Source organism: Thiocapsa roseopersicina (assembly GCF_900106925.1).
In the GTDB taxonomy this organism is placed as follows: Bacteria; Pseudomonadota; Gammaproteobacteria; order Chromatiales; family Chromatiaceae; genus Thiocapsa; species Thiocapsa roseopersicina.
In genome coordinates this window covers 63,873-77,307 of record NZ_FNNZ01000022.1, presented here as the reverse complement: position 1 = coordinate 77,307, position 13,435 = coordinate 63,873, and the positions used below count along the sequence as shown (strand labels likewise).

Here is a 13,435-nt window from a genome sequence, read left to right as displayed (position 1 = left end):
TGTTGTTCAAGCACCCCGAGGGAGGCCCACCGCTCTCCCTCATACAAGTTGACGATTTAAGAGGAAAAACCCATCAGGGAAGGTGGCCGTACTCACCTGATCCTGCTGCAGCGACGGCTCGCCGAGCGTTGTCCGTTGCTGGCTATCGAGAAGACCGGCCGCGGGCGTTTTCGGCTGGTCGTGAGCCGGCCGCTGCAGCTTGTCGACGTCTCCGCTTAAACCGCGCCCAGCGTTGTATGCGAGGTTTTTGGATGGGATCGGCCCAGGCAGAGTTGACGAGCGTTGGAGATGGCGCGGTTTAAGATATTAAAAAATATATCGTTTGAAGTCGCGTCTCTGCTAAGGATTGTGGATGCGGCAATCGTCGAGCTCACTCGAGAATGAGGATCTCGCTCTGGACGCGGTTTGGGCGCCGGCGCCGGACGGGGAAAGCGATCGCCGGGTCGCCTGCCGCGCGTGCCCCGATCCTTCGGGTGTTTCGTTCCATGCGGCTAAATTTCAGGTCCCCTCGGTATATCATCCCGCCGAAGCCAAACCGGGAGCACACGCATGACCAGGATCGGAACACCCGGCGCCGTAGGCGCTACCCGCATGATGTTGCTCGGCTCGGGCGAGCTCGGCAAGGAGGTCGCGATCGAGGCGCAGCGTTTCGGGGTGGAGGTGATCGCCGTGGATCGCTACCCGGGTGCGCCGGCGATGCAGATCGCGCATCGCAGCCATGTCGTCAACATGCTGGATGGCGACGCACTGGCGGCACTGGTGGCCGCGGAGGATCCTGCACTGATCGTCCCCGAGATCGAGGCGATCGCCACGGCGACGTTGCTGGAGCTTGAAGCCGCGGGCCGTCATGTCGTGCCCACGGCGCGCGCCGCGCATCTGACGATGAACCGCGAGGGCATCCGACGGCTGGCCGCGGAAGAGCTGGGCCTGCCGACCTCGCCCTATCGTTTTGCCGATGACGCGGCCGGCTACCGCGCTGCCGTCGAGGCGATCGGTCTGCCCTGCGTGGTCAAGCCGGTGATGAGCTCTTCGGGCAAGGGTCAGAGCACCGTGCGTGGTCCGGAGCAGGTGCAGGACGCCTGGGATTACTCGCAGCAGGGCGGGCGGACGGGCTCGGGTCGCGTGATCGTCGAGGGTTTTGTCGCCTTCGACTACGAGATCACCTTGCTGACACTACGTCACGGCGGCCGGACCAGCTTCTGCGCGCCGATCGGCCATCTGCAGATCGACGGCGACTACCGCGAATCCTGGCAGCCGCACCCGATGTCGGCCGGTGCGCTGGCCCGTGCGCAGGAGATCGCCGGCGCTGTGACCGATGCGCTCGGCGGCACGGGCATCTTCGGCGTGGAGCTGTTCGTGCAGGGCGATCAAGTGTGGTTCAGCGAGGTCTCGCCGCGCCCGCACGACACCGGGTTGGTGACGCTGATCTCGCAGGATCTCTCGGAGTTCGCGCTGCATGTGCGCGCCATCCTGGGTCTGCCGGTGCCGCACATCAGGCAGCTCGGGCCTTCGGCATCGGTTGCGCTCTTGGCGGAAGGTCGTTCGAAGGATCTGCGCTTCGGCGGTCTGGATCGCGCGCTCGCGGAGCCGGATACGGCCCTGCGTCTGTTCGGCAAACCGGAGGTCGACGGCAAGCGTCGCGTGGGTGTCGCGCTGGCGCGCGGAGAGACGTTGGATGAGGCTCGGGAGAAGGCCAGACGTGTTGCCGGGGCGGTCGAGATCAAGCTGGCTTGAGCGGGTAGGGCGTGAGATGCCGGATCGCCGTTCGCAGTCGCGCGGAGGACTGCGAACGGGATCCGCCACACCGGCCTTTACGCTTGGTCGTGGTAACCCAGGATGCGCTCGACCTCGTTTTTCGAGCCCAGGATGACCGGGACGCGCTGATGCAACGACTCGGGCTGTAGATCCATGATGCGCTCCGCACCCGTGATGGATCCGCCGCCGGCTTGCTCGACGATGAATGACATGGGGTTCGCCTCGTAGAGTAGACGCAGCTTCCCGCCGAGCCCCTTGGACTTCATCTTGCTGTCGATCGGATACATGAAGACGCCGCCGCGGGTGAGGATGCGATGCACCTCGGCCACCATGGAGGCGATCCAGCGCATGTTGAAATCGTCGCCGCGCGGGCCTTCCTTGCCGTCCAGACATTCCTGCACATAGCGTTTTACCGCAGGCTCCCAGAAGCGCATGTTCGAGGCGTTGATCGCGAACTCGCGCGTATCGGCCGGGATCGTCATGTCGGGGTGGGTGAGGATGAACTCGCCGATGCTCTGGTCCAGGGTGAAGCCGTTCACGCCCTTGCCGGTGGTCAGCACCATCATGGTGGACGGACCGTAAAGCGCGTAGCCGGCGGCGACCTGTTGGGTGCCGGCCTGGAGGAAATCACGCTCGCTCGGGGCGCCGTCGCCGCCCTGAATGCGCAGGATCGAGAAGATGGTGCCGACCGAGACGTTCACGTCGATGTTCGAGGAGCCGTCGAGCGGGTCGAAGGTCAGCAGATACTTGCCGCGCGGATACTTGGCCGGGATGTCGTAGATGGTGTCCATCTCTTCGGAGGCCATGGCCGCAAGGTGACCCGCCCACTCGTTGGACTTGATGAAGACCTCGTTGGTGAGGATGTCGAGCTTCTTCTGGGTCTCACCCTGGATGTTCTCGCTCTCTGCGCTCCCGAGAACCCCCACGAGGGCACCCTGGTTCACCATGTTGCTGATGACCTTGCAGGCCGTGACGATATCGTTGAGCAGGGACGTGAAATCGCCTGTGGCGCCGGCCACGTGGCGCTGCTCCTCGATGATGAACTGGGTGATGGTCGTGCCGTTGTGCATGGGTGTCCTCTGGGTTTTGTGCTCGTCGAGCGCTTTTAATCTATCGGCAGTATAGGGTTTTCAGGGCCTGCCATAAACCCGGCACGCGTGCATCGAAATCAATATCAACCGGGCCGGCGCGGTTGCAGGATCCGGATGTCCGGGGGGATGATCAGGGGTCGTTGCATCCCATGCCGTATCCGGTTCATCCCATCACCCAATCACCCAGCGAGCGGAATCCACAGCGTGCCTCTTTCTGATCCACTGACCCGCGCTGCCCGTGAAGAGCCGCTCATCGAGACCGCGCCGACCGAGGCTCAGCCCGTCACGCGTCTGAAGGCCCATCTGCTCAAGGGCTATCGGGGACGGATCGCCGGCGAGTCGACTCAGGCCGCGCGGCCTGCGCGCTGGCTCGATCTGCCGGACGATCTCGCGCCGTCGCTTGGCGATGCGCTCCGGACCGGTGGACGCGCGCGCCTCTACAGCCATCAACGCGAAGCCTGGGATCTGGCCCGCTCCAAGCGGCACTTCGTGGTCGCCACGCCGACCGCCTCGGGCAAGACACTCTGCTACAACCTGCCGGTGCTCGATGCGGTGCTCTCGCAAGGCCGCAAGGCGCTCTATCTCTTCCCGACCAAGGCGCTCGCCCAAGACCAGGCCGCCGAGCTGATGGAGTTGAGCCGAGCCATTCAGGCGGCCGGCGGACCGGGCGTGAAGGCCTTCACCTTCGACGGCGACACGCCGGGCGATGCCCGCAAGGCGGTGCGCACGCGCGGGGACATCGTGCTCAGCAATCCGGACATGCTGCATCAGGCGATCCTGCCGCATCACACCAAGTGGGCGCAGTTCTTCGAGGGGCTGGCCTACATCGTGGTCGACGAGCTGCACACCTACCGCGGCGTCTTCGGCTCGCATGTCGCCAACGTCTTTCGGCGCCTGTTGCGGGTCTGTCGCTTCTACGGGGTGGAGCCGACCTTTGTCTTCGCCTCGGCGACCATCGCCAATCCGGCCGAGCTGGCCGAGCGTCTGTGCGGCGCGCAGGTCGCAGCCATCACGGAGTCCGGCGCGCCCCAAGGCGAGCGTCATCTCCTGCTCTGGAATCCGCCGGTCATCAATCCGGATCTCGGCATCCGCGCATCGGCCCGCTCTCAGACCACGCGGATCGCGCGTACGGCGGCCAAGCTGGGGCTGAAAAGCATCGTCTTCGCCCGCTCGCGTCTGATGGTCGAGGTCATCACCAAATATCTGAAGGATGTCTTCGACCGCGATCCGCGCAAGCCGGCCCGCGTCCTGGCCTATCGCGGCGGTTATCTGCCGAGCGAGCGCCGCCGCGCCGAGCAGACCATGCGCGCCGGTGCCGTGGATCTGGTGGTCAGCACCTCGGCCTTGGAGTTGGGTGTGGACATCGGCGCCTTGGATGTTGCCATCCTGAACGGCTATCCGGGGACGGTGGCCGCGACCTGGCAGCGGCTCGGGCGGGCCGGGCGGCGGCTCAAGCCCAGCCTGGGCGTGATGGTCGCGACCAGCGACGCGCTCGATCAATACATGATGCGTCATCCCGAGTTCTTCTTCGGCGCATCTCCGGAGCACGCGCGCATCCATCCGGATCAGCTCTTGATCCTCATGGATCATGTGCGGTGCGCCGCCTTCGAGCTGCCGTTTCGCGACGGCGAGTCCTTCGGCGCGGAGGATCTCGGCGAGATGCTGAGCTATCTGCGCGACGAGGGTGTCCTGCAGCATCAGGGCGACCGCTGGTTCTGGGTCGCCGACAGCTATCCCGCCAACGCCGTCTCCCTGCGCTCGGTCGCCGAGGGCAACTTCGTGGTGATCGACACCACCGGCGGTGCCCAGACGGTCATCGCCGAGGTCGACTACAGCAGCGCCCCCGGCACGCTCTACGAAGGCGCCATCTACATGATCCAGTCCCAGCCCTACCAGGTGGAGCGTCTGGACTGGACCGGCCGCAAGGCGTTCGTCACCCGCACCCGCGCCGATTATTACACCGACGCGATCGACTACACCCGGCTCAAGATCCTCGCTCGGTTCGACGGCCGTGCCCGAGGCCAGGGCGCGACGGCGCAAGGCGAGGTCCACCTGGTCCGACGCTATCCCGGTTACAAGAAGATCCGCTACTACAGCCACGACAACATCGGCTACGGCAACATCGACCTGCCGGACCAGGAGATGCACACCACCGCGGTCTGGTGGCAGGTCGAGCCGACCGCGCTGGAGGTCGCGCTGCCGGATCGTCAGCAGGCGATCGACGGGTTTCTCGGCGCCGCCTACGCCCTGCACCATGTCGCCGCGCTGCGGTCGATGGCGGAGATCCATGACCTGGGCCGCTCGGTCGGAGACGGGCAGGGGACCTGGTTCGCCATCGTGGGCGCCGAGGGTCGCGGTCAGATGCGCGGACCGGACAACGCGCCGTTGGATCCCATGTCTGGCCAGCGCTTCGAGCCGACGCTCTTTCTCTACGACAACTATCCGGGCGGCGTCGGACTCTCCGCGCCGCTCTACGACGATGCGGCGCTGCTGGTGGCCGACGCCCGTGATCTGGTCGCCGCTTGCGGCTGCACCGCCGGCTGTCCCGCCTGTGTCGGGCCGGTCTTGCGCGGCGACGAGGGGCTTGCCGTGACACCACGGCAAGCCGCCTTGAAGGTGCTGGATCTTCTTCATTGCGCCGCGCCGCACGCTCAAGAGCAATCGTAGGGTGAGCAGAGCGAAGCGTGCCCACCTAGGTCGCTCGGGAAACGATGAGTCTTAGAGAGCGTTTGCAGCGATTGCGCGGATCGGGCTCAAGCCCCGCCGAAGGGACGGGCACGGCCGCAGCGCCGAACGATCGGCCTTCGCTGGCGGACCGACTGCGACGGGTTTCCATTGGAGACGGTCGCGCCGAAGGTGCCGGAGAGCTCCGCGTTTCCCGTTTGGTCGAGGCGGTCGGGGCGGTCGAGATCGCTCCGGGCGTTCTCTGTCTCGAGCGCCGATTCGCCGGGCGACATCGGCATGGTCAAGTCTGGATCGGCCCTGCGCCGGTGCCATCCAATGGTCGTGCACGCCATGGTCCGGACGTATCTTTGCCGGGTCATCGGATCGACTCCGGTTGGGTTCGTGCGCCCTCCCGGCTTGATCTCGGGTCGACATCCGGCGGGCCGGCACAACAGGCGGCCGACGATGCCGACGTGCCCGAAAACGCCCCGATGCTGTTCAAGTCGGATGCGGATCTGATCTGTCTGGACACCGAAACCAGCGGGTTGGCCGGCGGCACCGGAACCTGGGCCTTTGTCACCGGATTGCTGCGCGGGAACGCCGAGGGTTGGCTGCTCCGCCAATACCTCCTGACGCGACTCGACGCCGAATCCGCTTATCTTGAAGCCATCGCTGCGGAGTTTGAGGGCGCTGGCTTGCTGATCAGCTACAACGGCCTGTCCTTCGACATCCCGCTGCTCACCACGCGCTTTCGCCTATCCGGCCAAGCCGATCCGCTCCCGGCGCTGCCGCATCTGGACCTGTTGAAGCCGGTACGCCGTGCCTACGGTCGCATCTGGCCCGACTGCCGTCTGGCCAGTGTCGAGCAGCGTCTTTTGGGGTTCAAGCGCAAGGACGATCTGCCGGGTTCCGAGGCGCCTGCGGCTTGGCTGGCCTGGTTGCGCGCGGGCGAGGTGACCCCGTTGGCCGGCGTGCTGCGTCACAACCGCTGGGATCTGCTCTCGCTTGCGGCCTTGATTCCGCGTCTGGGCGAGGTCTTCTCGGATCCGGGTGCGTTCGATGCGGATGTCAGAGCGGTCGCCGCCTATCATCAGGCGCAGGGTCGCTCCGATCGGGCATTCGAGCTGCTCCGCTCCGAGCGTCGACGCCTCGACACGGCCGGGCTCATGGACCTGGCCCGCCTGCATCGTCGACGAGGCGACTGGGATTCCGCCCGCGCGATCTGGGAGCCGCTCGCCGCGCAAGGCGATGCCGAGGCGCGCACGGAGCTTGCGAAGTATCACGAGCACCGCACCCGCGATCTGCACCGCGCCCTCGCGCTCGCCCGCGAGCTTCCGCCGGGCCCCCTGAAGGAGCGGCGCTGCGCACGATTGAACGCGAAGCTCGACGCACGCGACGACGGGTCCTCCGCGTTGATGGACGCCTTGGCCGCAACCCTCGAAGGATCCCGCTCATTCGACCGGCCACCCAAAATTTAAGGGGCTCGTGACACCACGTGAGGCTTGGCTGGAGTGACGAGCGAGGCTTCTCGACGGGGACAGACCGCCGGCCGCGGCATGGATGGATATCCGCAATGACATCAGTCCATACATCCTACGTCCGGCCACTTCGGTGATTTCCGGAAATGATCATCCCGACTGCGCTTGCCCGGAAGAGCTGAAAGGGCTGTAGGTGCGAATTTATTCGCACATACGCCGGTTTCGCCCGCGAGGCGCTCGGAGACGCCACCGCCAGGGCTGTGCGAATAAATTCGCACCTACAGGCTGGTCGTTCCTTCTCCGAAAATCACCTTAGCCGATCGGAGCCGTCGGGAGGGTCAGCTCAGCGAAGCCCAAAAACCGACAGCGCCGTTTGAGATGACCGGCAGCCAGGCCTATATCGATGATGTTGATTTCAATATCGCGGTCATCGCCATGCCTTTGCAAATCGCCAATCCCGCCGTTGTCGGTAAGGTCGAGCGGCTCGCCCGAGTGACTGGCTTGAGTAAGACGGCTGCCGTGGAGCGCGCGGTCGATCAACTGCTGCGAGAGCTCGAGGGCGCTGCCGAGCCAGCCGCCTGCATGCGTGCGCTGCTGGCGCAGCTCGATCGCATCCCGGACCGAGCGGACGCCTTCGATCCTCTCCCTTGGGGAGAGGCGGGACTCCCCGAATGATCGTCATCGGTACCTCGGCGCTGGTGGCGATCGTCTTCGGGGAGCCGGAACGCGAGGCCTTCGTCGACATCATCCAGAAGGCGCAACGCGCACTGATCAGTACCCCGACCGCGTTGGAAACCCGCATGGTCGTGCATTGCCGACGGGGCGAGCGCGCGGTGGTGCTGGTGGACGATCTGCTGCGCCTGCCGATGTTCGAGCTGGTCGCGCCGGGCAAAGCCGAGCTGCAAGCCGCGTTCGCAGCCTTTGTCGCCTACGGTCGGGGCAGTGGGCACCCGGCCGGTTTGAACTACGGCGACCTGTTCAGTTACGCGCTTGCCAAGGTCCGCGGACTTCCGCTGCTGTTCAAAGGCGAGGATTTCTCGCAGACCGATATCCTTCCTGTTTGGCGACCCGCGTCTTGACGTTCCGTATCTCGGTACAGCGTCACGAGCCCGCGGACATCGCCTTGATCCCGATGAAAACAAGAGGACACTGAATGCACCGGCACCCGTGGCGCCATCGTCTGCAGGTCTGCTTGATCTGCGCGCTGACAACACCGGCCTGGGGTCAGGAACCGCCCGGTGTGCAACTGGCGAACGTTGAAACCGCCGAGATCGTCGAGGAGGTCCGGCTCACCGGAACCGTGAACGCGCTGCGCAGCTCTCGTTTGTCCACGGCCGTTGCCGGTCTCGTGAACAAGGTCGCGGTCGAGACGGGCGGGAAGGTCAGTCAAGGCGACCTGCTGATCGGGCTGGACGATGAGCAGGCGGCGTTCGAGCTTGCCGGGGCCCGTGCCGAAACGGACGAGGCCCGGGCGCGGCTGGAGGAGGCCCGTCGAAGGCTGGACGAGGCCCGGTCGCTGGGACGCGGGAACATTGCCGCGACCGAGGTCAGCACCCGGGAGACCGATGTTGCCGCCGCGGAGGCATCCCTTGCCCGCCTGCAGGCCGCAGAAGCACACCGACAGGTGGTGTTGCGCCGACATCGCGTGGAGGCCCCGTTCGATGGTGTCGTCAGTGAGCGTTCCAGCGAATTGGGCGAGTGGGTCACCCCGGGAGACGCCTTGCTGATGCTCGTGGACACCGACCACCTGCGGCTGGATTTTCAGGTGCCCCAGGAGGCCTATCGGCGGATCGGCGAAGGCTCGGAGTTGCTGATCGACGGCGCCGGTCCCGACGGCGACACCATGACGGCCGAGATCGATGCCTTGGTCCCGGTCGGTGAAACGCAATCCAGAACCTTCCTGCTGCGCGCGATCGCGCCCGACGGCTTTGCCGCCCTGCCCGGAATGGCCGTCGATGCGGTGCTGCGGGTCTCCACGGGGGAGAAGGGGTTGACGGTGTCCCGCGATGCGATCAACCGCTACCCGGACGGTCGCGTCACTTTGTGGATTGCCGAACCGACCGACGGAGAGCTTTACGAGGTTCGGGAGAAACGCGTCACCACCGGCATCGGCTTCCGCGATCGCGTCGTCATTACCGAAGGCCTGGCAGGTCATGAGCAGGTCGTCGTCCGAGGCAATGAATCCCTGGATGACGGCATGAAGGTGCGCATCTCCGAGCGGACGGCGCGCTGATGTTCTCCCGCATCATCCGTCACGGCACCCTGGTGGCCGTGATCACCTTGATCCTGGCGATTCTGGGCACCGCCGCGGCCTTGCGCATTCCGGTGCAGATGATCCCCGATCTGGAAACCCGCACGGTGACGGTCGAGACCCGGTGGCCGGGAGCGACCCCGCAAGACATCGAGAAGGAGATCCTCATCGAGCAGGAGCGCTACCTGCGCAACGTGCCGAATCTGACCCGAATGATCTCGTCCGCGTCCTTCGGCGCATCGGAGATCGAGCTGGAATTCCCGTTCGGGGTGGATATCACCGAGGCCCTGATCCAGATCAACAACGCACTCAGCCAGGTGTCCGATTACCCCCGCAACGTGGACGAGCCCCGCATCGTCGCGGCGTCCTTCTCCGCCAACGCCTTCATGTATTTCCGGATCTCCACCCTGATCGGCAACCCCCGCGAGCTGGACATCGACCTGATGCGGGACTTTGTCGAAGATCGGGTTCGGCCGCGCATGGAAAGCGTGCCGGGTGTCTCCGAGGTCACTGTCGGGGGCGGTGCCGAGCGCCAGGTCCAGATCACCGTGGACGAGCTGAAACTGGCCCAGCGCGGACTGAGCCTGCTGGACCTGCGGGACGCCATCACGGCTCGCAATCGCGATCTCTCCGGCGGCGAGATCGATTCGGGGAAACGCAGCTACCTGCTGCGCACCCTGGGACGGTTCGAAGACCTGGAGGAGCTGGAGCAATTGGTGATCTCGCGCACCGGTGACGGCGTGGTCCGGCTCTCGGATGTGGCCAGCGTGCGTCAGGACCACTCCCGGATTCGCGCGCTGTCGTTCGTCAACGGTCAGCGCGTCCTGGGGTTGCAGGTCAGGCGGGAGAGCGGCTCCAACGTCATCGACATCAAGCGGGCCATGTTGAAGGAAGTCGACGCCATCAATCGGGAGGTGTTGGAGCCCGCCGGGTTGCGGCTTGACCTGACCTCGGACGATGCCCGGTACGTAGAGGCGTCGGTGGCCAACGTCTGGACCAATCTGGGCATCGGCGCGGTGTTCGCCTCCCTGGTGTTGTTCCTGTTCCTGCGCTCGTCCCGGGCCACGCTTGTCGCCGTGATCGGCATCCCCTTGTGCACCATTGCGGCCTTTATGGGTCTGCTGCTCGCCGGGCGCACCATCAACGTCATCTCGTTGGCCGGCATCGCATTCGCCATCGGGATGACCGTGGACAACAGCATCGTGGTGCTGGAGAACATCGAGCGGCTCCGCCGTCTGGGGCTGAATCGGTTCGATTCCGCGCTCAAGGGTGTCCAGGAGGTCTGGCCGGCGGTGCTCGCATCGACCATGACCACCATCCTGGTGTTCCTGCCCATCCTCTTTATCGAGGAGGAGGCGGGACAGCTGTACTCCGATGTGGCCATTGCGATCTCCGCGGCCATTCTGGCCTCCATGCTGGTGGCGGTCACGCTGGTTCCCACCCTCAGTGCACGGATGGGCTTCGGGGTGCGCGAAACGGTCGCGGACGGATTCGGCAACGCCGCCCTGTCCGGCGGATGGGCCGAGGGCATCGTGGGTGTCGTGCGCTGGCTGGTCGGCAGTGCCGTGCGACGGGTGCTCACCATCCTGGTCACGTTTGCACTGAGCCTCTGGATCATCCTGACGCTGACACCCCCTGCCGAATATCTGCCCGAGGGTGAAGAGCCCAAAACCTTCGCCTCCATGAATGCGCCACCCGGCTATAACCTGTCGGAGATGGAGGCCATCGCCAAACAGATCGAAGGCCATTTCCTGCCGCACGTGGGCGCCGCGAGCGATGCCTTTGATGCCGGCGAGGTCTCGGTGCCGCCGATCGCCTTCCTGAACATGCAGGTCAGCCCCACGAACGTGCGCATCATCGCCGAAACCATCGATCCGCTGCACATCGAGCCCTTGATGGACGAGATCACCGGGTTCTACGAGCAGTTTCCGGGCATGCGCTCATTTGCGGCCAAGGGATCCATCATCTCCAGCAACGACGGCGGGACCCGCAGCATCAACCTGGATATCTCCGGCCCGGATCTCGTGTCCATCTACCGCGCGGCCAACGCCGCCTACGAACGTGCCCGGGAGATCTTCGACAACCCGCGCATCCAGACCCAACCGCGCACGCTGTCTCTGGCCCAGCCCTTGATCCAGGTGCGCCCGGACTGGAATCGCGCCGCCGAGCTGGGTCTGGACACCGAGGCGATCGGCTTCACCATCGCCTCCCTGACCGAAGGGGCCTACCTGGACGATTTCTTCCTCGACGACGACAAGATCGACATCTATCTCTACGGCAGCCAGGGCCGGGAGCCTCGCCTGGACGAGCTGCCCAACGTGATGATTCACACGCCCGGGGGCGCCACCCTACCGCTGTCCGGCCTGGCGGCCATCGAGGAGGCCGTGGACGCCAGCACGGTGCGCCGGGTGGACGGTCGCCGCACCGTCACCCTGAACGTGATTCCGCCCGACGACGTCCCGCTGGAAACGGGCGTCGAGCGCGTCAAGGAGGAGCTGCTGGACGCCATGCGCAGCAGCGGCGAGCTGCCGTCGGACGTGAGCGTGGAGATCTCCGGAGCCAGTGACCAGCTCGACGCCACCCGCGATGCCTTGAGCGGCAACTTCCTGATTGCCCTGGTCATCATCTATCTGGTGCTGGTGGCGATCTTTTCGCATTGGGGCTTCCCGCTGCTGATCATGACCGCTATTCCATTGGGCATCGCCGGCGGCATCGTCGGGCTGGCGCTGCTGAACCTGGTCGGCGGCTTATTGCCGACGGTGGGCCTGATGCCGCTGAGCCAGCCCTTCGACATGATCACCATGCTGGGCTTCCTCATCTTGATGGGAACGGTCGTGAACAATCCGATCCTGGTCGTGGACCAGGCCCGCCAATACCTCCGCCAAGAAGGCGTGTCGGTGGTGGAAGCCGTGGTGGACGCGGTTCAAACCCGCCTGCGCCCCATCGCCATGACGACCCTGACCACCATCTGCGGCCTATCGCCGCTGGTCTTTCTGCCCGGCGAAGGCACCGAGCTTTATCGCGGTGTGGGGGTGATTGTTTTGTTCGGGTTGTTGGGGGCGGCGACGGTTACCGTTACTTTTCTGCCGGCGTTGACTGTGGTTGTGTTGTCTTGGGGGGAGAAGCGGGCGACGAGGAGCGAGTTGCCGTTGTCGAATTGAGCCGGCCTTGTTTCCCTTGCATGAGATCCGGGAGAGGCCTGGAGCAGAGCCATGATGGCACGTCTTCTGCGCTAAACTTGACAAGACCGATCACCCGATTCAGCCAATCAAGTCCGGGGCCCGACCATGCCGACACCAACCATCAATCCGAACTTCGCCCCGGTGCTGGAGCCCCTCGGGAACGGTGCCGGCGATTTCTTCCTCGCCGCCGGTCTGTACCACGCGCACAAGATCAGCTTCGGCGCCGCCGCGGCCCTCGCCGGCCTTGGCTACGAGGAGTTCCACTACCGGCTTAAGGAGCACTTCGGTCACGGCTTTGTCGTCGCCGACGAGACCGTGGAGGACGACCTGCGGCTGGTCGAAGCGCTCGTGGACCGGCGCTCGTGAGACTCGTTACCAATGCCAGTCCTCTGATCTTCCTCGCGAAGATTGAATTGCTTCCGATGCTGCGGAGCTGCTTCTTGCAGGTTCTCGCACCACCGGCGGTGGTGGCCGAGACCAGGTTGGATCTGCCCGGCTTCATCGAATGCCGGGAAATATCAGAGATCGGGCATGCGTTCGTTCGCGGCGCAATCGGCACCCTGCATCGGGGGGAGGTGGAAGCCATCGTCCTGGCACGCGAGCAGGGCATCGATCTCGTTGCCATCGACGACAAAGCCGCCCGGAGCAGAGCCAGTCAGATGGGCCTGAGGCCCATCGGCACCCTTGGCCTGATCGTTTTGGCCCACCGCTTGGGCCACCTCGACGCATCGACCGCTATGACCAAGGTCGATGAGCTTGTGGACATCCACGGCCTCTATCTCTCGAGCCACGTTCGCCGGCAAATCCGCAGCCAGCTCGGCGGATCATTCACGGGCACGGTCAAGCGCTGAACGCGACGTAAAAGATCGGCGAGCTGTGAAGAAATTGAGCCCCTTTTCCCCCGGCAGCGGGGACGTCCGCTCCATCTGCATGACGGGTCGTCGGGCCCCTTCGAGCGGCTCGGAAATCACGGAGCCTAGCCCGGAAGAACCACGAGCCAAGACGTCAATCTCC

General features: G+C 65.1%; 10 protein-coding genes. 9 read left to right on the top strand and 1 reads right to left on the bottom strand.

All coding sequences use genetic code 11. From position 1 onward, the window contains the following. The first annotated feature begins 549 nt into the window (after positions 1–549). Positions 550–1,734, top strand: a complete 1,185-nt coding sequence (purT, locus tag BLV04_RS19215) for a formate-dependent phosphoribosylglycinamide formyltransferase (protein ID WP_093036151.1) — start codon at positions 550–552, stop codon at positions 1,732–1,734. Between the two features lie 77 nt (positions 1,735–1,811). Here the strand turns inward: purT and BLV04_RS19210 are convergent, their stop codons facing one another. After that, positions 1,812–2,825, bottom strand: a complete 1,014-nt coding sequence (locus BLV04_RS19210; protein ID WP_093036148.1) for a class 1 fructose-bisphosphatase — start codon at positions 2,823–2,825, stop codon at positions 1,812–1,814. A gap of 243 nt (positions 2,826–3,068) precedes the next feature. Here BLV04_RS19210 and BLV04_RS19205 point away from each other — a divergent pair, with 243 nt between their 5' ends. The 8 genes from BLV04_RS19205 to BLV04_RS19170 all read left to right on the top strand — a co-directional run bounded on the left by BLV04_RS19205 (position 3,069) and on the right by BLV04_RS19170 (position 13,272). After that, positions 3,069–5,513 carry a DEAD/DEAH box helicase gene (locus BLV04_RS19205; protein ID WP_371828655.1) on the top strand — a complete coding sequence of 815 codons (2,445 nt, stop codon included), beginning with the start codon at positions 3,069–3,071 and terminating at the stop codon, positions 5,511–5,513. Between the two features lie 470 nt (positions 5,514–5,983). Next, positions 5,984–6,988: a ribonuclease H-like domain-containing protein gene (locus tag BLV04_RS19200; protein WP_175534705.1), complete on the top strand. Its 1,005-nt coding sequence runs from the start codon at positions 5,984–5,986 to the stop codon at positions 6,986–6,988. Between the two features lie 378 nt (positions 6,989–7,366). Then, the gene (locus BLV04_RS19195) at positions 7,367–7,663 is read left to right on the top strand and encodes a type II toxin-antitoxin system VapB family antitoxin (RefSeq protein ID WP_093036139.1); all 297 of its coding nucleotides are present in this window, start codon (positions 7,367–7,369) and stop codon (positions 7,661–7,663) included. Continuing rightward, complete coding sequence (locus tag BLV04_RS19190; protein WP_093036136.1) at positions 7,660–8,067, top strand: type II toxin-antitoxin system VapC family toxin; 408 nt, start codon at positions 7,660–7,662, stop codon at positions 8,065–8,067. The genes BLV04_RS19195 and BLV04_RS19190 overlap by 4 nt, the downstream gene beginning before the upstream one ends. A 74-nt stretch (positions 8,068–8,141) precedes the next feature. After that, a complete protein-coding gene (locus BLV04_RS19185; protein WP_093036132.1) occupies positions 8,142–9,221 on the top strand; it encodes an efflux RND transporter periplasmic adaptor subunit in 1,080 nt (359 codons plus the stop codon). Continuing rightward, positions 9,221–12,400 (top strand): efflux RND transporter permease subunit, encoded by a 3,180-nt coding sequence (locus BLV04_RS19180; RefSeq protein ID WP_093036129.1) that lies wholly within the window; start codon positions 9,221–9,223, stop codon positions 12,398–12,400. The genes BLV04_RS19185 and BLV04_RS19180 overlap by 1 nt, the downstream gene beginning before the upstream one ends. A gap of 126 nt (positions 12,401–12,526) precedes the next feature. Further along, positions 12,527–12,787, top strand: coding sequence for a UPF0175 family protein (locus BLV04_RS19175; protein WP_093036125.1), 261 nt, complete (start codon positions 12,527–12,529; stop codon positions 12,785–12,787). Beyond that, positions 12,784–13,272, top strand: coding sequence for a PIN domain-containing protein (locus BLV04_RS19170; protein ID WP_093036122.1), 489 nt, complete (start codon positions 12,784–12,786; stop codon positions 13,270–13,272). The genes BLV04_RS19175 and BLV04_RS19170 overlap by 4 nt, the downstream gene beginning before the upstream one ends. Positions 13,273–13,435: the final 163 nt, after the last annotated feature.

Coding starts and splice junctions, on each gene's coding strand:
- purT (WP_093036151.1), top strand. CDS start 550: ATGACCAGGATCGGAACACCCGGCGCCGTAGGCGCTACCCGCATGATG.
- BLV04_RS19175 (WP_093036125.1), top strand. CDS start 12,527: ATGCCGACACCAACCATCAATCCGAACTTCGCCCCGGTGCTGGAGCCC.
- BLV04_RS19190 (WP_093036136.1), top strand. CDS start 7,660: ATGATCGTCATCGGTACCTCGGCGCTGGTGGCGATCGTCTTCGGGGAG.
- BLV04_RS19180 (WP_093036129.1), top strand. CDS start 9,221: ATGTTCTCCCGCATCATCCGTCACGGCACCCTGGTGGCCGTGATCACC.
- BLV04_RS19210 (WP_093036148.1), bottom strand. CDS start 2,825: ATGCACAACGGCACGACCATCACCCAGTTCATCATCGAGGAGCAGCGC.
- BLV04_RS19185 (WP_093036132.1), top strand. CDS start 8,142: ATGCACCGGCACCCGTGGCGCCATCGTCTGCAGGTCTGCTTGATCTGC.
- BLV04_RS19195 (WP_093036139.1), top strand. CDS start 7,367: ATGACCGGCAGCCAGGCCTATATCGATGATGTTGATTTCAATATCGCG.